The 20,915-nt window shown below is 41.4% G+C and carries 11 protein-coding genes; 5 read left to right on the top strand and 6 right to left on the bottom strand.

Features of this window, described 5'->3' with window-relative positions; genetic code table 11:
• Nucleotides 1-71 precede the first annotated feature (71 nt).
• The 5 genes from PL_RS13185 to PL_RS13165 all read right to left on the bottom strand — a co-directional run bounded on the left by PL_RS13185 (nucleotide 72) and on the right by PL_RS13165 (nucleotide 8,529).
• A complete protein-coding gene (locus PL_RS13185; RefSeq protein WP_041885278.1) occupies nucleotides 72-1,922 on the bottom strand; it encodes an alkaline phosphatase in 1,851 nt (616 codons plus the stop codon).
• Nucleotides 1,923-1,936: 14 nt separating this feature from the next.
• The gene (locus PL_RS13180; RefSeq protein ID WP_041885277.1) at nucleotides 1,937-3,460 is read right to left on the bottom strand and encodes a RagB/SusD family nutrient uptake outer membrane protein; all 1,524 of its coding nucleotides are present in this window, start codon (nucleotides 3,458-3,460) and stop codon (nucleotides 1,937-1,939) included.
• Nucleotides 3,461-3,477: 17 nt separating this feature from the next.
• Nucleotides 3,478-6,867: a SusC/RagA family TonB-linked outer membrane protein gene (locus PL_RS13175; protein ID WP_235324624.1), complete on the bottom strand. Its 3,390-nt coding sequence runs from the start codon at nucleotides 6,865-6,867 to the stop codon at nucleotides 3,478-3,480.
• 88 nt (nucleotides 6,868-6,955) lie between these two features.
• Nucleotides 6,956-7,918, bottom strand: a complete 963-nt coding sequence (locus PL_RS13170) for a FecR family protein (protein WP_041885276.1) — start codon at nucleotides 7,916-7,918, stop codon at nucleotides 6,956-6,958.
• Nucleotides 7,919-7,986: 68 nt separating this feature from the next.
• Nucleotides 7,987-8,529: an RNA polymerase sigma factor gene (locus PL_RS13165; protein WP_160292147.1), complete on the bottom strand. Its 543-nt coding sequence runs from the start codon at nucleotides 8,527-8,529 to the stop codon at nucleotides 7,987-7,989.
• Between the two features lie 612 nt (nucleotides 8,530-9,141).
• Here PL_RS13165 and PL_RS13160 point away from each other — a divergent pair.
• Complete coding sequence (locus tag PL_RS13160; RefSeq protein ID WP_348619689.1) at nucleotides 9,142-10,494, top strand: aminopeptidase P family protein; 1,353 nt, start codon at nucleotides 9,142-9,144, stop codon at nucleotides 10,492-10,494.
• Here PL_RS13160 and PL_RS13155 read toward each other — a convergent pair.
• Complete coding sequence (locus tag PL_RS13155; RefSeq protein WP_052496513.1) at nucleotides 10,484-12,454, bottom strand: glycoside hydrolase family 97 protein; 1,971 nt, start codon at nucleotides 12,452-12,454, stop codon at nucleotides 10,484-10,486. The genes PL_RS13160 and PL_RS13155 overlap by 11 nt on opposite strands.
• 318 nt (nucleotides 12,455-12,772) lie before the next feature.
• On the opposite strand from PL_RS13155, the gene PL_RS13150 reads away from it, so the two are divergent.
• From PL_RS13150 to tkt, 4 genes are all read left to right on the top strand, one after another.
• Nucleotides 12,773-13,726 (top strand): endo-beta-N-acetylglucosaminidase H, encoded by a 954-nt coding sequence (locus tag PL_RS13150; protein WP_082036020.1) that lies wholly within the window; start codon nucleotides 12,773-12,775, stop codon nucleotides 13,724-13,726.
• A 522-nt stretch (nucleotides 13,727-14,248) separates the two neighbouring features.
• Complete coding sequence (locus tag PL_RS13145; protein WP_041885312.1) at nucleotides 14,249-17,275, top strand: SusC/RagA family TonB-linked outer membrane protein; 3,027 nt, start codon at nucleotides 14,249-14,251, stop codon at nucleotides 17,273-17,275.
• Between the two features lie 20 nt (nucleotides 17,276-17,295).
• On the top strand, nucleotides 17,296-18,738 hold the full coding sequence (locus tag PL_RS13140) for a RagB/SusD family nutrient uptake outer membrane protein (RefSeq protein ID WP_041885273.1): 1,443 nt from the start codon (nucleotides 17,296-17,298) through the stop codon (nucleotides 18,736-18,738).
• Nucleotides 18,739-18,841: 103 nt separating this feature from the next.
• Complete coding sequence (tkt, locus tag PL_RS13135) at nucleotides 18,842-20,851, top strand: transketolase (protein ID WP_041885272.1); 2,010 nt, start codon at nucleotides 18,842-18,844, stop codon at nucleotides 20,849-20,851.
• Nucleotides 20,852-20,915 lie beyond the last annotated feature (64 nt).

The following is a 20,915-nucleotide window of genomic DNA, read 5'->3' as shown; positions in this document are numbered from 1 at the left end:
GGGTTTATAAAATTCTTTAGGGAGACATCAAAAAAAGAGGGTGATCATGATTAATGATTCACCCTCTTTGCTTATCTGGCTGTGAACAGCCTGAGTATCTTCTTAAAAATCTCGGTATTGGAATAAGTACCGGTAAAATCACCGGAGTGGGGGCCGTAAGCATACACAGGGACCATAATATTGGTATGATCATTTGTACTGAACTCTCCCTCGATTCTGCCTTCCGCTGCTGCTGCGTCCAGTAAAGTCAGGCCGCCTGTTTCATGATCCGCTGTAATCAAAACCAGCGTTTCTCCGTCCTGATCAGCAAAACGTACAGCCTCAGCCACTGTTTTGTCAAAATCATGCAGCTCGGTTACTACATATTTCAGGTCATTGACATGACCGCCATAATCAATCTGAGCCCCTTCGGTCATGATAAAGAACCCCTTTTTATTTGCTGAAAGTAATTTGATAGTATGTTTTAAAGACTGCGCGAGCATATCACCTCTGCCATCTTTTACAGGCCGCGTTGCCGAATCCGGTAATAAAACCAATTGTTTACCACTGTCTTTTAGTTTGAAATCTGAAAGGGACTTGCTTAAAGTATAACCTTTATTTTCCAGTTTGGAGAGCAGGCTGGCATCAGGATTCTGAAGAAAACTTTTCTGGTTTGAACCTACCAGAATATCTACATGACTGTTCAGAAAGTCTGCTGCAATGGCTTCGCTGTAAGAACGGTCTAACTGATGTGCGTAAAAAACAGCAGGCGTGGCATCAGTAATATCACCTGCGCTGATAATCCCGCTTTTCAAACCATAGCTGGCTAAAGTATCCACCAGGTTAGTCCTTTTTTTATCGTCCGTACCCATGCCGATATAACGATTGTTTGTTTTCTCGCCCATGGCAATTGCCGATCCCCCGGCTGCAGAATCTGTATTGCCTGAATTTGCAGCCGCAGTCTGAGAAAAACCACTGTTACGCAGCATCGTGATATTCAGGTTGCCATGATTGGCGATCCATCCGGCATGAATCTGAGCCAGACCCATTCCGTCACCAATCAGCAGAATGATGTTTTTTACCTTTTTATTCAGGCCGTCAGATTTATAAGTTGGCTGATAAACCGGGTAAGCAACCGGATTTGTATAAGTCAGTTTGTCTTTACGTAAATAAAACTCCTTCAGTTTCTCAGGTGCATCAGTATTGATCCAGTCTACCCCGAATTTTTCCAGTTCCAGCCAGGTATTCGGACTGTCCTGTGTTGCCCAGAAACGGAAGGGTTTGCCCTTTTGATGTGCAGCACCGATAACCATTTTAAGCTTATCCGCATCAGTCTGAGTAGGAGTACCTTTGCCATTCCAGACCGTATAATGTTTTAGCTCATCGCTGATCATCGCTACACGCTCCAGCTGCTCATCAGTATAAACAGTGGTTGGACGACCGTCAAAAGAGATGATGGCCGGATAGTTTTTAAAGTTTTCCGGTTTTGGCATATCTCCGCTGATCACAATGCTCACTGCATCAGGATTAAGTGGTTTATTGACCATATCCTGAAAAGGCTTCAGCTCTTTCAGTAAAGCAGGCAGTACATGTTCATGATCCTCTTTGATATCTATAACCAGCTGTAATTTTAATTTCGGATCTGCATAAGGATGATTTCCGTTTTCTTTATACAGTCTGTACAGCGGTTCCAGATATTGTTTTAAAAGCGTAGCTCCCGGTTTTATTTCTTTAAGTTCATGAGCTACAAACAGCTGGCCATCTTTAAGAAATACATCGGCTTCAATAGATCCCATTCCTGCGTAATAAGCACGCAGTAACGGGATGTTTTGTTTATAGTCATTATGACTATGCCCTGAATTAAATGATAAAGGCTGCTGAGCCTGTACATTCGCTGCCAGTAAGAGCAGTGCAAAAAAGGAATAGCAAGATAATTTTTTCATGTATTTATATTTATTTACCAGCCTGCATTTTGTGTAATTACACCACCGCTGTTATCAATTTCTTTTTGTGGAACTGCCCAGACATCATGTACCTGTGGATTGAATCTCCTTGCCGGCCATACTACAGAGCCGCTGAATCCATGCGCAGGTTGTGCGTAAGCAGATGCTGCATCTCCCCAGCGTACCATATCACGGTGTCTGTCTGCCCATTCTCCTGCAAGTTCGCTGCGGCGTTCTCTTTTAAGATCTGTCATAGTCATACCGTTTACAGCAGGAAGTTTGGCTCTTACGCGGATTCTGTTCAGTTCCGTATCACCGGCTCCTGCACCACGTTGCATAATAGCTGCTTCAGCTTTGATTAATAAGACTTCAGCAAAACGTAATAACGGAAGATTCAGGTCTGTAGTCGGGTGATCTCCACTTGGGCTGATATGTTTTCCTACAGGATCTGCAAAACTGAACGGGTCCATATATTTTCTGAACTGGAAGCCTGATAAACTATTAAGAGAAGAATAAACCCTGTCTTCACCAAAAAACATGAAATGATCCCCTGGTTTTAGAATAGTAGCTTCACGGCGGATATCTCCTGGCTGATAGGAATCATATAATTCTTTGGTTGGTACATAATATCCCCATCCATTATATTTCCCCCAGCCTTTGTTTTCCAGCATTACGCCTGGCAGGATACTTCCCCAGCCGCCTGTTCCGGCAGGTGTAGAAACAGCTGACCAGATATATTCAGGGCCCCAGTTATTAGGTGCTTTAAATACATCAGCAAAATTGGGCATCAGGTCACGTTTACCGAAATTGATTACCGAATCTGCATATTTTTCTGCATTTGCGTAATCTTTTTTATACAGGAAAGCTTTAGATAATACTGCCCAGGCTGCCACCTTATGCGGACGGCCATAATCAGCTGCACCTAACTGGTCAAAATATGGAAGATAGTTGGCTGCCTGCTGTAATTCGCTGATCAGATAATCATAATTCAGATTTACGTTTGCTGCTCTTGGAGTAGGATTAGGATCATCCATATTTGCTCTGGTTACAATAGGAACCCCGGCTTTGGCATTCCCGTAATTTGATGCCAGCTGGAAATACATATATCCGCTGGTAAAATATGCTTCTCCGATCAGTCTCTTTTTCAAATTGGCGTCCATATCAATTGCAGGTACATAACGGATGACATCATTCGCTCTTTTAATGGTTGCGTATCTCATTTTCCATTGCCCTTCCGTGTAATCTCCTCCAATATAGGCAGAGTTAAAATCTCTGACGTTATCTCCCTGAGCTTTTACACGTCCGGTAATCATGTCGTCACTTGCGTTGATGAACCAAAAAAAGCCGCGGCCGTAAAAGTTCTCATCATCATACTGATCATACATCGCATTGGCACCTTTCACTGCATCGGTGCTTGTTTTCCAGAAATTACCTTTTGAAGGTGCTCCTTCAGGGGTGATATCCAGTTGTTTTTTACAGGAGCTGATGGTAACGACCGTTAAACCAGCTATTAATATATTGAGTAAGTTCTTCTTCATTGTTGTTGATTAAATAATTAAAAATTCAGACTTGCACCAAACAGGAATGTACGTGCTTGCGGATAACGGCCAACATCAACACCATACTGATCCATTCCAACTTCAGGATCGAAACCTGAATATTTGGTAATTGTAAACAGGTTGTTTGAAGTCACATAAAGACGCAGGTTACTGATTTTAACAGTCTTCAAAAGATCTTTAGAAAAAGTATAACCTATTGTTGCACTTTTTAATCTTAAGTAAGAACCGCTTTCCAGATAAAAATCTGATGTTGTAGAGAAGTTACCATTAGCATCACTTGCCGAAATTCGTGGAAGACTGCTGCCTGTATTAGTCGGGCTCCATGCAGCTAATACGCCATTAAGCAAGTTGTAGTTTTGTCCGCTCCCTGCGTTTAACCCGGTGTATTTTAAGGCGTTGAAAAGTTTATTTCCTTTAACACCCTGAGCAAACAGGTTCAGGTCAAATCCTTTATAACTTGCATTGAAACTGAAACCGTAAGAGAAATCAGGATAAGCACTGCCTCTGAATACACGGTCGTTGTTGTCAATTTTACCGTCATTATTGCTGTCTACAAAACGGAAATCTCCGGCTTTTGCATTGGGCTGGATCATATTTCCACTTGCGTTTTTGTAATTTTTAGCTTCTGCATCCGACTGGAAAATACCATCGGTTTGTACCACATAGTAAGAATATAAAGGCTGACCAACCTGCAGACGTACCGGAGTTAATGTACCACGTACGTTAAAATCCACAGCCTGACTGGTTAAACCAGCTGGTAAAGAAACCAGGTTGTTATTCATCTTAGTGAAAGTTGCATTAATGCTGTACTGGAATGCGGCTTCTGGTTTGTTGTTGTACGTTAATCCAACTTCAACTCCTTTATCTCTGGATAAACCACCATTTTTCCACTGTCCGTCAACACCAGTAGTTCCTGATAAAGGCTGGTAGATCAGCATATCTTTAGTATCCTTGATGAAATAATCTGCAACCAGGTTTAACCTGTTTTTGAATACGCCCAAATCAAGACCGATGTTGGTCTGTTTAGATTTAGCCCAGGTTAAGTTGGGATTAGACAGGACGTTTTCATAATATCCTGTAAGTTGAGCCGGGTTCATTCCCATATAAATGGTACTTTTTCTGAGTGAAGGATTCACAGCCTGATTAGTTACACTGGCCAGGTTACCCAGCAGACCATAACTACCTCTGATTTTAAGGTTACTGATCCAATCTGCCTTACTCATAAAGTCTTCTTTACTGACTACCCATCCTGCAGATGCAGAGTAATAGTTAGCAAAACGATTTTGCTCTGCTACCAAAGAAGTCCCGTCTCTGCGGCCGATAAGAGAAAGCAGATATTTATTTTTATAGTCATAATTTGCACGGGCAAAGAATGAAGTCAGTGTTTCTCTGGCTACACTGCTTTCTGGTAAAAATGGTATCGTTGCATTGACCATGTAGCGATATTTTGGTGATTCATCATCAAAACCGCGTGCGTAAACTGACAGGTACTCTGAATTTCTGTTCTGATAAGAGAAACCACCAATCACGTTCAGGTGGTGTGAACCGAAAATCTTGTCATAAGTCAATACTTGTTCAGCTAACAGGTCATTACTGGTATTAGAGGTTTGGGTGAGCTGATTAAAATCAAATATTTTACCAACCTCGGGCACTTTGGTCTGAAAGGTTTTAGAGTTATTAATGCTTTTAGTAAAAGATAAGTTGGAACGGAATTTCAAACCTTTTAACAGATCAAGTTCTGCATAAGGATTTGCTACGATAGTATTCACAGGGTTATTCACATCCAGTCTTTTCAGATAGGCAACCGGATTAATAATATCTCCGTAAGCACCTGCATAAGTTAAAGGTAAGCCTGAAAATGCACCTGTTGAAGTATAAGGAGCTACATTTGAAGGGTAGAAGATTGCTGAAATAATTGCGCCGGTATAGGCACTCTTTGTATCTGTACCGCTGATACCCGGATTATTGGAATTATATCCGTTACCATTGGTATAGTCATAGAATAAATTTTCTCCTACTTTCATCCATGAATTGATCCGGTGTTCAGAGTTGATCCTGAAATTATATCTGCTCCCGAAAGTGTTTAATAGTGTTCCTTCTGCTTTACGGTAATTGAAACTCAGGTAAAAACTTGATTTATCATTTCCGCCGGTTATTCCCATGTTGTAATCCTGAATCAATCCGGTTCTGAAAATCTCATTTACCCAGTCGGCACGGGTAATCTGTCCGTCAGGATATTTGATAGGATCAAAAGCATCTTTTCTTGGAATACCTGCATTGTCGGCAGCAAGATTTGAAACATCAGCAAACTCTTTTGCATTCAATGATTTAAGTTTTTTCCATGCAGTTTGTGCACCCACCTTAGCATCAAATGTGATATTCAGTTTCTGGTTAGTCCCCTTTTTGGTTGTCACCAGGATTACTCCACCCGAAGCTCTTGCACCATAAATTGCCGCTGCTCCGTCCTTCAGTACAGAGATAGTCTCTATATCATTGGGATTAAGTACTGGCGTACCGTAATATAATGACCCGTCAATTACATAAAGCGGGTTTTCCCCGTTGATCCCGCCTTGTCCGCGGATATTTACTTTAGCTGTTGACGAAGGATCACCGCTTTCGCTGACTACAACCACACCCGGTGCTTTTCCCTGCAGAATACTACCAATATCACTCACTGATCTTGAATTTAACTTATCCAGTGATACTTCTGCTACAGCTCCCGAAACGGTGATCTTTTTCTGTGTACCGTAACCCACTACCACAACCTCATTCAATTGTGAATTATCTTCGGTCAGTACAATATTGATGATGCTTCTACCATCAATTTTTACCTGCTGTGTTTTATAGCCGATCATGGAGAAAATCAAAGAAGATTCTTCAGGAGCAGCAATACTGAATTTTCCGTCAGCATTGGTTGTGGTGCCCAGGGTTGTTCCTGATACTTTGATCGAAACGCCCGGCATGGTCAATCCGGTAGAGTCTTTTACTGTCCCTGTAATTGTACGGTCTGCTTTTTTTGCAGGTGCCGGTAATTTTTTGATGATCACATAATCACCTTTTTCCAGACACTCAAAACCAAGCTTGTGTAATACCAGTTCGACTTTTTCATTTTTAAAAGTCTCGTTCAGTGCTTGTCTGTTGATAGAAAGCTGATCCTGATTGTAAACAAAATGAAGACCTGTTTTGGCTTCTATTTCTTTAAGGATGGCTTGTTGTGATTTCTCTTTTGTAATTGTTAACGTTACCGTCGCACGATCTAATTTCTGTGCCATAGTTGCAGAAGCGAAGATGGTTCCGCAAAAGGTACAAATGAGCGAGAAGATTAATAAAGAATACTTCATAGCTTTATAAAGGGCTGTTAACCTCTTATAGGAGGGTGTTTTCATGTTGTTAATTGTTTTTTGCGTTAATTGTGTGAAAATTGGCGGTGGTACTGAACTGATCAGCACGGTGTGAATAAATGTGGGTTAGCTGTCATTTTTGATGGATTTTAAATGATTTATGATCAGGTGTTTGTTCATATTTAAGATTATGCAGACTGCAGATGATGCCTATAATTTCTTCTGGCTGCTGTTTGCTGTGAAAGGTAGCTGTACAGCCGCTTTTTCCAAGACCGGCCGGACTCAGATCAATTTTAATAGCATAGATATATTCCAGTTTTTGTAATGCCTGCTGAAGATTTATTCCTGCAAAAACAATTCTGGTATCAGGAACCGGTGTCTGACTGATGATAGCTGTTTCTTTATTTTTGTCGTAGGTAATCTGCTGTCCTTTGATCAGTGTACCAAAAACCTGCTGCTTATTACCGACAGCGACCTTCCCGGTACTTACCGAAATATTCATCGAATGAGAAGCTTTGAAAGCACGGACAGTAAAGGAAGTTCCCAATACTCTGGTATACAGTTTTCCTGGTAAAAGAACATTAAAAGGTCGCTTTTCTTCATGGGCGATTTTGAAAAAAGCTTCACCTTCTTCGAGAGAAATTTCTCTGATGGATTTGGCAAATCTTGCGGGATAAGCCAGCCGCCCTGACGGACTCAGGATAATTTCTGAACCATCACCCAGTCTGATCGTCTTTTTTTCACTGCTGCCGGTACTGGTATACAGCAATGCCACGGGGCGCTGTTTTTGTCTGGGTTGCGGAGCAATTTTCCACCAGGCCAGTCCCACACTGCAAACGAGTATCGCTGATGCGGCAATACGGAGAAAAGCGCTGCTCCGGATAAAACTTGTAGTTGATTTGGCCGGCTGGCTGATATGCTGCTGCAGATTAATCAGCATGCGGCGCTCTATTACAGCTTTCTGGCTCTGACTTAATACCCGGTTTTTTTCTTCGTAACCATGGTACCAGTTCTCAACCTGTTCAATCTCTTTAGGAGTAGCTTTTGCGTCTAAATATTTTTTTAGCAGATCTTCTGCAAGCTTTTTATCTTCCATCTACAAACCAGTCAGTTAAAAAGGGAAGTAGTACCGGTTGCGGATGTTAAGGTTAGGTTACCTTTCTGTTAAAAGAAGAAGACGGTAAGATAAGCCAGTCTTTTGCGGATAATTTTCAGGGCTGCGGTCAGCTGATTTTTAACGGTCTGTATAGACAGGTTGAGTTCAGCAGAGATTTCATGAGTTGATTTTTCCTGTTTCCTGCTCATGGAAAAAATCTGGCGCATGCGTTCCGGGAGTTCAGCTATGGCTTCATCAAGCTCTTTGTGTATTTCTTTGACTGACAGTTCGTTAGTGGGGTGTAGAGGAGAGATATTACCCATTAAGGCAAAGAGATCTTCGGTGTATTTTTCTTTGGTCAGATTTGCTTTGAAATAGTTAATGACACGGTATTTCACACTGGCCTGAAGATAGGCTGTTAATGACTCGCGGATTTCAAGGGTTTCCCGTTTTTCCCATAGGGAGATGAAAATATCCTGAGTGATGTCCTGTGCAATGTCTTCTGTACCAACACGTTTATAAGCGGAATCAAAAACATGTTCCCAGTGTTTTTTGTAAATGGTTTCCATTGCAGTTTGATCACCTTGTTTTAAGGAAGTTATCAGATCCATAGCTGGGGTGGTGGTGTTTTTTTTTTGCAAAAATAAGGTACCGGTGTTGTCTTAATGTTACGAAAAAATAACCATAGTACATGAGATTACAGTCTGTTTCAGTAACCAAATGTTTTTTGATAAAATCTCGCCTTTTGAAGTTTTCCCGGGTATTGTTTTTTTTGAGTTTTTAAAGTGTTGCCGGTTAAAAGCACTGTTGAGGGTTTGCTTCGCAACCATAAAGGAAAATGAACATTAAAAACCTTAAGTAAATAACAGTCAGGATTATAATTACTATTGCATCTATATTCTAGTATAGAACCGGATATATACTGGTTAGTGTTGAAGCGGGATTGAAACGGGGTTGAAACGGGGTTGATACGGGTCGAAGCGTTTCAACCCCGTTTCAATCCCGCTTCAACCCCGTATCAATCTTAAGGGTAATATAACGGCTAACCCTATCAGGAGTTATTTGAACAGGGACTCATGGTAAGGACTGATCATTGGAAAAGGTTGAATTGATGGCTTGTTTTAAAAAGATAAAACCGGTTGATTTCCAGCAGGGAAGGATCTCCTGTTTTTTTAAGAAAATTAATTTTTATTTAATAAATTCGGGCTTATAAATAATCAGTTATGTTTGCTAAAGAAGTCTACCAGGAAAGAAGAAATAAGCTAAAGTCAGTTATAGGAGAAGGGATTATCCTTTTGCCTGGAAATGAGGAAAGCGGAATGAATTATAGGGATAATACCTATCATTTCCGTCAGGATAGCTGTTTCCTGTATTTCACAGGGATCAGCAGACCGGGGCTATGCCTGGTGATTGATCTTGACAATGATCAGGAGATTCTGTTTGGTGATGAACTTACAGTTGATGATATCATCTGGACAGGTGCACTTGAAACTATAGAAGCACAAGCCGAAAAAGCAGGAATCGCTTTTACCAGAAAGAAAACAGAAGTGATTAATGCGCTGGCAGGAAATCGTAAAGTGCATTTTTTACCGGTTTACAGAGCCGAAACTTCGATGAAACTGATAGACTGGGGACAGACCGGACAGCCTTCGGTAGAACTGATTAAAGCAATCGTTGCACAAAGGTCAATCAAAAGCGAACAGGAAATACAGGAAATTGAAAAGGCTGTCGCAACCAGTGTCCTGATGCAACTTAAAGCTCAGGAAATTGCACGTCCCGGAATGACCGAATATGAAGTTTCAGCTCAGTTGCAGGCGGTAGCTGTCGCTCATGGCGGTCAGCTTTCTTTTCCAAGTATCCTTACAGTCCATGGGGAAATTCTGCACAATCATGCCAGCAAAACTGTTTTGAAAGAAGGACAGATGGTCCTGTGTGACTGCGGTGCTGAAAATGAAATGTGCTATGCAGGAGATTTAACAAGAACCTTCCCGGTAGGCAAATCATTTACCTCTTTACAGCAGGATGTCTATAGTATCGTGCTGAATGCACAACTGAAAGCTGCTGAAGCATTGAAGCCGGGAATTTTGTATAAAGATGTTCATTTACTGGCCTGTGAGCACTTGGTACTGGGGCTTTCTGATTTGGGGCTGATGAAAGGTGATCCGAAACAGGCCGTTGCCGAAGGTGCACATACTTTGTTCTTTCAATGCGGACTGGGTCACATGATGGGACTCGATATACACGATATGGAGAACCTGGGCGAAGAATATGTAGGATACACAGCCGAACTGAAAAAGAGTAAGGAATTCGGGTTAAAATCTCTTCGTTTAGGAAGAGCGCTTGAACCTGGTTTTGTGGTTACCGTTGAACCCGGTCTGTACTTTATTCCGGTATTAATAGATTCATGGTCTGCAGAGCGTAAACATGCTGAATTTATCAATTACGAAAAAGTAAAACAGTTCAGAGATTTCGGTGGGATAAGAATCGAAGATGATTATGTGATTACAACAACGGGAAGCCGTCTTTTAGGCCCCCCGCTGATTAAAACACTGGACGAAGTTCACGCTAACCGATAGGTGTTAAAATAGCAGTGTAACCACCTCCGGCAGCCATATCAATATGAAGAGTCTCGCCGGCGCTAACTTCTTTACTGATCAGCTGATAGTCGGCTGCGTGTTTGCCGGCGTTGATTCCATCTTTTAATATTTCTATTTTATATTTTTTACCATCCAGGAAGGTCAGGGGGATATCAAAGCCCCTTGCATCCCAGTTGGTCATCCCGCCAATATACCAGTTGTTTCCATTTTTACGGGCAACAACCGCATACTCAGAAATTTTACCTTCCAGTGCAACTGTCTTATCCCATACGGTAGGGAAACGGGCTATGTAATGGGTATATACCGGCTCTCTTAAATAGTTGGATGGATTATCGCAGAACATTTGCAATGGACTGTCATAAAGTACATACATCGAAGCCTGATGCGCCCTTGTTCCTCTGCTCATGGGTGATGTCATGCTGATATGGAACTCATCTTTATTGGTGTTCAGCATGGCGCCAGGTGTGTAATCCATCGGCCCTGCCACCATTCTTGTAAAGGGAAGGGTGGTATTGTGAACCGGGGTAATAGTTTCTTCCCATTTATTGTTTTCCATTCCCCTAACTCCCTCGTAATTGATAACGTTGGGATACTGGCGATTTAGTCCAACCGGTTTGTATGCGCCGTGAAGATCGAGTAACAGTTTTCGTCTGGCCGTCTCCTGAGCAGCTCTTTCATAGAAGTTAACCATGTACTGATCAGCCCTGGCCATAAAATCTACTTTCACTCCTTTTACGCCCCATTTAACATACTGATCAAGAATGGCATCCATATGCTGATCCAGAGGTTTCCACAGTGCCCATAAAATGACTCCTACCTTTTTGCTGGTCGCATATTTAATCAGGCCCTCTATATCCAGCTGCGGATTAGGTGCTAGCAGGTCTGTGGTGGTTCTTGACCAGCCTTCATCAAGAATAATATAGTCCAGACCATAGGCCGAGGCAAAATCTACGTAATATTTGTAGGTTTCTGTATTGATGCCTGACTTGAAATCAACCCCATAGATATTGTTATCATTCCACCAGTCCCAGGCTACTTTTCCGGGTTTGATCCAATCTGTACCGGTAAGGGTATTTGGCCTGGCCAGTTTATAAACCATTTCATTTTCAAGTAATCCTTTGTCTGATGAACTGATGATGATGGTTCTCCAGGGGAATGTTCTGTTACCAGTTGTTTTGGCATGGTAGACTGCTTTTTTAACAATGATCTCTGCCCGGTCCGAATTGGGTTTGGGACTGGATTCCAGGATAACTTTCGGAAAATTGCCTGTCAGTGTTCTGGTGCCTGTCCCATACAGAAAAAGATTTGGATAATCATGAAGATCGGCTTCAGTGACGACCATTTTGGTTCCCCCGGGCGTAGCGATATACAAAGGCAGATAACCATACTGCGTGGCAGGAATTTCTTCTAATTTCGCAGGCTTAAAGTCGGCTTCATAATGCGACTGCAACTCAGGATTGTTTTCTTTAGGCAAATAGATCTGGCAGTTCTCCTTGAAATTGAAAGCTACTTCTTCATAATTGATCTCTATAGGCCGGGGCCCCAGCTCAGTTACAAAACGATAGGCAACGCCATCATTATAGGCTCTGAATTCTATGCTGTAATTGCCTTTCATCCGGAGTTTGAGCTCGTTATAAATTTCAGGAATCAGCTTGTTTTTGACGGGGATTATGGAAACAATAGTCTGGTTGACAGATTTACTGATTGTTTTGGATACAACCGGTACGATCCCGGGATTTCTGCCATCATTTAGAATCATACTCATGGCACTGGGCTTAAGCAGTAACTCCTGATCTTTCAGTACCGACCAGGTGATATTTTTCTCGACCGATATTTTTATCGTGATTTTTTTATCGGGTGAGAGTAAGGTGTAATCTTTTGCGAATACTGTTGTATGTATCAGCAGAGCAAAACAGAAAATTTTAATTGTTTTAGACATAGTAAATTGGTTGTTGATGAGCTTTAATGTTTAGGTCTTGTTCTGGTTTTGCTAAAACCTATTAATGTATTGTATTGATAATTAGATAAATATAGTAATTTATGTGAAGGGGCAAAATGTTTTAAACAGCAGGCAGAGAAGGAAAGAAAACCGGAGAATTAATAACTGTATAAAATAAATTCAGGGTATTGCGATGTTCAAAACAATCTATTAACTTAGCTATGCTTAAACGTTTTACCTATATTAATAGCAGATCGGATAAAATGAATAAGCAGCCAAATAATAAACCAGAATTATTCATCTACCAAATTCATTTGTATGAACACAAAATTTAGTGCAATCTTAAAAAAGACTGCGATCACTTCGGCAAGTCTTGTTCTTTTAATGGCTTCTGCCTGTAAAAAAGACCAGTCTGCAAATTCAAACCCGGATCAGAACCTTTCTGGTGCTAAAACTGAGGCAGTTGGGCAGGCCGGACCTCTTGGCGTTTGTTATGTTGAAGTTAACAGCAATGATATGCTGGAAGTAGGTAAGTATAAATTAGCGAATGGTAAACAATTATTTGATATCGGGATAATCTTTGCTGCCAACATTAATTATAATACGACTACTCAAAAAGCTGAATTATATTTTAATCCACAGGTAACAAGTGTACTGACTAATAAAGCAACCAAGATCAAGCCTTTACAGGACAAAGGAATCAAGGTAATGCTTTCTATTCTGGGTAATCACCAGGGTGCTGGTTTTGCTAATTTTCCTACTCAGGCAGCTGCACAGGAATTTGCACAGCAACTGAGCGATGCAGTAACTACTTACGGACTGGATGGAATTGACTTTGATGATGAATATTCAGAGTATGGAAACAATGGAACAGGACAGCCAAATTCAAGTTCTTTTGTATACCTGGTAACTGCACTGCGTCAGTTAATGCCAAACAAAATTATCTCATTCTATAATATTGGTCCATCAGCTTCTAACTTATCATACAACGGTGTAACTGTTGGTTCTAAAGTGAACTATGCATGGAATCCTTATTATGGTACTTATTCTGCGCCTAGTATTCCAGGTTTGACTAAGAGCCAGTTAGGCCCTGCAGCTACTGATATCATGGCTACAAGCGTTACTACAGCTACTACTAATGCAACCAAGACAGTAAAAGATGGTTATGGCGTTTATCTGTACTATAATCTGACAAGTACTAATAAAGCAACTTATCTGTCAAGCATCTCAAAAGCACTTTATGGAGGTCAGGCTACTACTTATACTCCATAGTATAGCTTACACACACCAAACCTAAAGAGGGGCGCTGAATGCGCTCCTTTTTTTTTGCAGCTCCGTGACAGATCTATACGCTTTGCTGAATTTCCTGATCAGAGAAAACCCTGCTGCAGGCCTTAAACGAAGAACAAACGTTTGATAAGTATCTTTGAACGTTTTTTTTAATTTTAAGGATTATTATTTTACCCGTAAATAATGATCAGGGGACGGTTTGAAGTTATTTTTTACATCCTGTATTCAGATCACATTCCTGTTACATTCAGGCTTTTCTTTCTTTTTGTATTTCCTGTTCATTTTTCAGTACACAGACGATAAAACAGAAAGAAATTCCCCGATCTTAATCAAACGTTTGCGCAGTTTTTAGCTGCTGAACGATCAGCCTTATTAAATGGTATTCCCTAGTTTTCAGTTAATTGTAGTTGTATTGCAATCAACAAAACCTAACCAATAAGGAGTAATTTCATGATTAAAGCTAACCACCTTAAACAAAATTATGCCCGTAAATTATTTAGATTTATGGGGTGCCAACTAATTTTAATCCTGTTTTTAACAGGCTCAGTCTATTCACAAATACCAGGTATCACTATTACCGGAACGGTAACCGATCAGGAAACGGGAGAGACCATTATCGGAGCGTCTGTCAAAGTAAAAGGAACCAAAACCGGAGGATCAACCAATAATACCGGTAAATTTTCTATTACTGCACCTGCTGATGCAGTGTTGTCCGTTTTTTATGTCGGCTATGATCCTGTTGAAATACCGGTAGCAGGCAAAACTATTATTAATTTTAAGCTAAAACCTTCTAGTAAAGGATTGGACGAGGTTGTAGTCGTGGGATACGGTACTACCAGAAAGAAAGATCTGACAGGTTCTGTGGCTTCTATTAAAAAAGAAGCCATTAAAGATGTACCGATTACACGTGTCGACCAGATGATTCAGGGTAAGGCAGCCGGTGTACAGGTTACTGCTGTTGATGGTTCGCCGGGAACAGGAAGTACAATCAGAATCAGAGGCGGTAATTCAATCACTGCCAGTAATGAGCCTTTATATGTCATCGACGGTTTGATTGGCGGCGGCGATCTGAATCTGATTAATCCGCAGGATATAGAGTCAATGGAAATCCTGAAAGATGCATCTTCTACAGCTATTTATGGAGCAAGGGGAGCGAATGGTGTTATTCTGATCACCACCAAACGTGGTGCAAGCGGAACTGATAACATCAATTTTAATGTTTATTCGGGCTGGCAGAAGGTACCCAAATTTATTCCGATGCTGAATGCTACTCAATATGCAGAGCTGGCCAATGAAAGTTCAGTAGACAATGGCGGTGCTGTTCTTTATCCTGATCCGAAGTCGCTGGGTGCGGGTACAGACTGGCAGAGAGCAATTTCAAGAGTTGCCCCTATACAGAACTATACTTTAAGTGCCTCTGGTGGAAAAGATACTTATCATTATTTTTTATCAGGAAATTATATCAATCAGGACGGAGTAATTATCAATTCGGGTTTTAAACGTTATCAGGTAAGAGCTAACCTGGATAAAAACGTTAAAGAAAATGTCAAGGTAACGGCAGCATTTAATATCGGCCGTGCCGAAACCAAAAATAATACAGTGTCTCTGGGCGGTCAGGATTATGGTTCTTCAGCGCTGGCCTATAGTCCGGCAGCCACTATTTATAATCCGGACGGATCTTTTAACAGTAAAAAGCCAAATGATAACCAGGTATATGATAATCCGGTAGCACAGGGTACTTTACCGGTTAATCAAAATGTAACCACTAATATCCTGGGTAATCTGGGGGCACAATGGGAGCTGATTAAAGGGCTGACCTTAAAATCTACTTTTGGTGCAGAACTTAATTTTATCAAGAATAATATCTATAATCCGGGTTCATTACCCAGCCGTGCCAATGCGAATACAGGTGGTGCTGCCGAAGTAAATACCAGGGATATTTTAACCTGGCAAAATGAAAATACACTGAGTTATGATAAACAACTGGGTAAAGATCATCACATCAGCGCAGTTGCCGGGGTTACCTATCAGACTTCCAGTAATGAATTTTTAAAGGCAAGTGCAGACAAGTATGCCACTGATATTTATCAGTTTAATAAACTGGATGCCACTACGCAGAGTCAGTATGCTATTCAATCTGATTATTCTAAATACACGATTTTCTCTTTACTTGCCCGGGTTAATTATTCCTTTAAGGATAAATACCTGGTTACTTTAACGGCCAGACAGGATCAGTCTTCGCGTTTTGCGGAAAACAACAAATCTGCTCTTTTCCCGGCACTGGCATTAGCCTGGAAAGCATCCAATGAATCTTTTATTAAAGACCTGAATGTATTTGATAACCTGAAACTCAGGGCAAGTTACGGAACCAACGGTAATCAGGGGATAGATCCTTATCGTTCTCTGGCTTCTTTAAGTAACAAGGGCGGCTACCTGATTGGCGGTCAAAAGATTTTAGGTTATGTGGGAGGCAGAATTGCAAATCCTAATCTGAAATGGGAAACTACCAGACAGCTGGATATTGGTCTGGAGGCCGGAATCCTGAAGGGCAGAATTAATATTGAACTGGATTATTATGATAAACGTACCAAAGATTTACTGCTCGATCAGCAATTGCCATTACAGACAGGTTATGTGAGCAGATTAACGAATATCGGAATGGTGGGTAATAAGGGGCTGGAGCTTTTAATTAATACCGTGAATATTACAACCAAAGATTTTCAGTGGGAAACTAATCTGAATATTTCGGGGAACAGAAGTAAGGTACTTGATCTAGGTGGTGCAGATCAGTTCAGTGTAAAGAACATTTATTTTGGGGGCAATAGTTCTATCAGCCAGTTACAGGTAGGACAACCGGTAGGTACTTTCTGGGGAGCTACTTATTATGGAACACAAAAAACGGCACAGGTTCCTGCCGGGGCTGTCAATCCGAATTCTGTAACCCGTTTAGGTGATCCGCTTTATATAGACAGGAATGGTGATGGTAAATTTGGTCAGGAAGATTTTTCAGTAATCGGTGATTCTAATCCTAAATTCTATGGGGGTATAGGCAACAATTTTACTTATAAACAATTCTCTCTGAACATTTACCTGCAGGGATCTTATGGAAATAAGGTCATGAACATTGGAGATGCCTTTTACAATACCGGAGACCCGCTGACCAACCAGTTTGCTGCTATAGCTGACCGCTGGACGCCTGCTAATCCGGATTCGGATATTCCGCGTGTTAATTCCAGACAATATATTCCTTCTTCGCGATGGGTTTATAACGGATCTTTTCTGCGTTTAAAGTCAATCAACCTGGGTTATACGTTTACCGGTAAGCAATTACACGCCAAATGGCTGAATAAGCTGAACATCTATGCTACGGCAACGAATCTATTCCTGATCACTAAATATCCTTATTATGATCCGGAGACCAATGCTGACGGCGTTGCAGCTGATGGACTGAAATCTGTATTACGTGGTTTTGATAATACAAATTATCCGCAGAACAGAACATTTGCACTTGGTCTTAATTTAACATTATAATTCTCCACCTCAAATTCAGCATGATGAAAAAAGTATTATATATAGCCGTGAGTCTGGTTTTATTTGGAATAACAGGCTGCAAGAAACAACTTACAGAAGAACCCAAAACTTTTATAGCACCGGAACAATTTTTTAAAACTGATCAGGATGCTGTTCAGGGCGTCAATGGTGTCTATTTCTGGCTCGTGGGCGAGTACCCGCAGCGTTTATTCCAGCAGGATCTGTGGCAGATTCTGGATGAAGATTGTGATGCCATACGCAGACCTAATTCGGGGGCACTGAATTTATCCGCTAATAACTCCGGAAGTTCACTGATCGTTTACGGAGGTTTTTATAAAGGCATTTATAATGCCAGCCAGTGCATTGATAAAATACCTAAATCCGGAACCAGTGATCTTAAAAAAAGAACGGAAGGGGAAGCCCGTTTTTTAAGGGCCTTGTTTTACTATTATGTAACGGGTTTGTTTGGTGATGCCCCGCTGATTACGGAGTCAAATTACAGTAATACGGAGACGGTTAAAAGCCTGCCAAGATCGCCTGTGGCCGAGATCAGAAAATTGATGATTTCAGATCTGACATCGGCTATTGCTTCACTTCCGGATACTTATGCTGCTGCCGACAAAGGGCGGGCAACCAAAGGAGCTGCACAGACCTTACTGACAAAAGTTTATCTCTGGAATAAGGACTGGGTAAATGCAAAAAATACAGCTCAGGCTATTAAAAATTCGGGAACCTATACGCTGCTGCCAGAGTATGCCGATGTTTTTAGTGCGAATAATGAATTCAATAAGGAGTCTATCTTCGAAATTGATTTTCAGAAAGATTTGCTGAATAGTTATCAGCATGGATTTTATTCTCCGGACAGCAGGGTAGGTGTTGAGCCTTTCAGTAAAAAACCATGGTACCGCAGTTATGTACCTTATCAGTCATTTGCCAACAGTTTTGCACCTGAAGATAAACGTAAAGCGGCGCAGATTGCAACAGGGTATAACGGGACTGCTTTTGCAACTGATGCAGCCAATAAAGTCAGTGTATGGTTTGGCCCTAAATGGTGGAGACTGGATGCTGATGAACGCAACAGCGGACTGGATATTTATGTTTTCAGATATGCAGATGTTTTGTTGATGCTGGCCGAGGCGGCTAATGAGAGTGGTGATAGCCAAACGGCTTTAAGTGCTATCAATGAAGTGAGACAAAGGGCAGGGATAGCACCATTGGCAGGTTTGTCTCAGGATGCACTGAGAACTCAGCTCTATCAGGAACGTGGCTGGGAATTATGCGGAGAAGGGCATCGTCGTCTGGATCTTCAGCGCTGGGGCAAATTGATAGAAAGTGCAAAATCAGCTTCAAAAGCTGAGGAGCCTGTTTTGTCTAACTCTTATCAGACTTTTTATAATCTGTTACCTGTTCCGGCAAGTGAGATCCAGAAAAATCCTGCATTAACACAGAACCCGGGGTACTAGACAGCAAGGGATTATGTATATTTATGTACTGTCAAAAATTGAATTGTTTAAAACAAATTGGCGTTAATGATCGTAGTAAAAGTATCAAAATAAATATATAGAAATGGATTCAAATCTTAACATTGAAGAATTAGCTATTAATACTGTACGTACCTTATCAATTGATGCTGTACAGAAAGCGAATTCCGGACATCCGGGGATGCCTATGGGCGCAGCGCCAATGGGACACGTATTGTATGCTCATTATATGAAATATAACCCTAAAAACCCGGATTGGGCTAACAGGGATAGATTCATTTTATCGGCAGGTCATGGTTGTATGTTACAGTACAGCTTATTACACCTGACCGGTTTCAATGTAACGATTGACGATCTGAAGAACTTCCGTCAGCTGAACAGTAAAACTGCCGGCCACCCTGAATATGGTTTGATAGACGGCGTGGATGTAACTACCGGTCCTTTGGGGCAGGGCTTTGCAAATGGTGTGGGTTTTGCAATTGCGCAGAAACATCTGGCTGCAAGATTCAATAAGCCTGGCTTTGATCTTTTTGATTATAAGATTTATGCGATATGCAGTGATGGTGATATGATGGAAGGAGTGACTTCTGAAGCGGCTTCTTTAGCAGGTCATCTGGAACTGGGTAATCTGATTTATTTATATGATGATAATCATATCTCTATTGAAGGGGATACTGATATTGCTTTTACAGAAGATGTAACCAAACGTTTTGAAGCTTATAACTGGCATGTACAGGAAGTGAGTGATGGAAATGATATTACCGCGATTATTAATGCAGTAAGAAATGCGAAGGCAGAAATTCATCGTCCGTCACTGATTAAGGTTCGTACGCAGATTGCCTATGGTAGTCCGAATAAGGCAAATACTGCTGGTTCTCATGGTTCTCCACTGGGAGCTGATGAAATTAAACTGGTTAAGGAATTCTTTGGTTTTGATCCTGCTCAATCATTTTTTGTTCCTGCCGAAGTTGATGCTTATTATCAGGCTGCGGGTAAAAAAGGAACAGAGGCTAATGAGAAATGGGACGGGCTTTTTGCCGCTTATAAAGTGAAATTCCCGGAACTGGCAGCTGCTTATGAAGAAGCTCATTCAGGCGAACTGCCAAAAGACTGGAAAAAATCATTACCGGTATTTGCGCCTGCTAAAGACAAAATGGCTACCCGTCAGGCTTCAGGAAAAGTACTGAATGCAATTGCTGCGGGTTTGCCTGGTTTAATTGGCGGAGCAGCAGATCTGGCTCCATCTACGGATACTAATTTAAAAGAATATACTTCTTTCACTCCTGAAGACCGTACAGGCCGCAATTTCCACTTTGGTATTCGTGAACATGCCATGGGATCGGCCCTGGTAGGGATGGCTTTAACCAAAGGTGTAATTCCTTTTGGTGCAACCTTCCTGATGTTCTCTGAGTATATGCGTCCGCCTATCCGTCTGGCGGCGATCATGAAAATCAGACCTATTTTTGTATATACTCATGATAGTATCGGTCTGGGAGAAGATGGAACCACGCATCAGCCGGTTGAACAACTGATCTCTCTGCGTTCTATTCCAAACATCACTTTAATCAGACCTGCTGATGCCAATGAAACTGCTCAGGCATGGCGTGTGGCTCTTGAGCATAAAGACGGCCCGGTTGTACTGGTTTTCACCAGACAGGGATTGCCAATACTGGATCAGGATAAATATGGTAAAGCAGAAAATCTGGAAAAAGGAGCCTATATCCTGTCTGATGCTGAAGGTAAAGCAGACCTGATTCTGATTGCTACAGGTTCTGAAGTTGCATTGGTTCTTGATGCGCAGGCAAAACTTAAAGAAAGTGGCATTCAGGCACGTGTGGTGAGTATGCCGTCCTGGGAGTTGTTTGAAAAACAGGATGCTGCGTATAAAGAGAAAGTTTTTCCAAAGGCTATCCGCAAGCGTCTGGCTGTAGAAACAGGATCTCCGCTGGGCTGGCATAAATATGTGACCGATGAGGGGGATATTATCGCCATGCATACTTTCGGAGAATCTGCACCGGCAGAGGAACTTTACAAAGTATTTGGTTTTACCACTGATAATGTAGTTGCAAAAGCGAAGGCGCTTTTAGGTAAATAGCAATTGATATAATTATCTGGACATCAAACAGGAACGTGTTCATTTTTTTTTAAAAAATGAACAC

Source organism: Pedobacter lusitanus (assembly GCF_040026395.1).
Lineage (GTDB): Bacteria > Bacteroidota > Bacteroidia > Sphingobacteriales > Sphingobacteriaceae > Pedobacter > Pedobacter lusitanus.
This window is presented reverse-complemented; position numbering and strand designations above follow the sequence as displayed.

Excerpts from the sequence above, each read along its gene's own strand:
- PL_RS13155 (WP_052496513.1), bottom strand. The coding sequence starts at position 12,454 with ATGTCTAAAACAATTAAAATTTTCTGTTTTGCTCTGCTGATACATACA.
- tkt (WP_041885272.1), top strand. The coding sequence starts at position 18,842 with ATGGATTCAAATCTTAACATTGAAGAATTAGCTATTAATACTGTACGT.
- PL_RS13160 (WP_348619689.1), top strand. The coding sequence starts at position 9,142 with ATGTTTGCTAAAGAAGTCTACCAGGAAAGAAGAAATAAGCTAAAGTCA.
- PL_RS13180 (WP_041885277.1), bottom strand. The coding sequence starts at position 3,460 with ATGAAGAAGAACTTACTCAATATATTAATAGCTGGTTTAACGGTCGTT.
- PL_RS13140 (WP_041885273.1), top strand. The coding sequence starts at position 17,296 with ATGATGAAAAAAGTATTATATATAGCCGTGAGTCTGGTTTTATTTGGA.
- PL_RS13175 (WP_235324624.1), bottom strand. The coding sequence starts at position 6,867 with ATGAAAACACCCTCCTATAAGAGGTTAACAGCCCTTTATAAAGCTATG.
- PL_RS13165 (WP_160292147.1), bottom strand. The coding sequence starts at position 8,529 with ATGGATCTGATAACTTCCTTAAAACAAGGTGATCAAACTGCAATGGAA.
- PL_RS13185 (WP_041885278.1), bottom strand. The coding sequence starts at position 1,922 with ATGAAAAAATTATCTTGCTATTCCTTTTTTGCACTGCTCTTACTGGCA.
- PL_RS13170 (WP_041885276.1), bottom strand. The coding sequence starts at position 7,918 with ATGGAAGATAAAAAGCTTGCAGAAGATCTGCTAAAAAAATATTTAGAC.
- PL_RS13150 (WP_082036020.1), top strand. The coding sequence starts at position 12,773 with ATGAACACAAAATTTAGTGCAATCTTAAAAAAGACTGCGATCACTTCG.
- PL_RS13145 (WP_041885312.1), top strand. The coding sequence starts at position 14,249 with ATGGGGTGCCAACTAATTTTAATCCTGTTTTTAACAGGCTCAGTCTAT.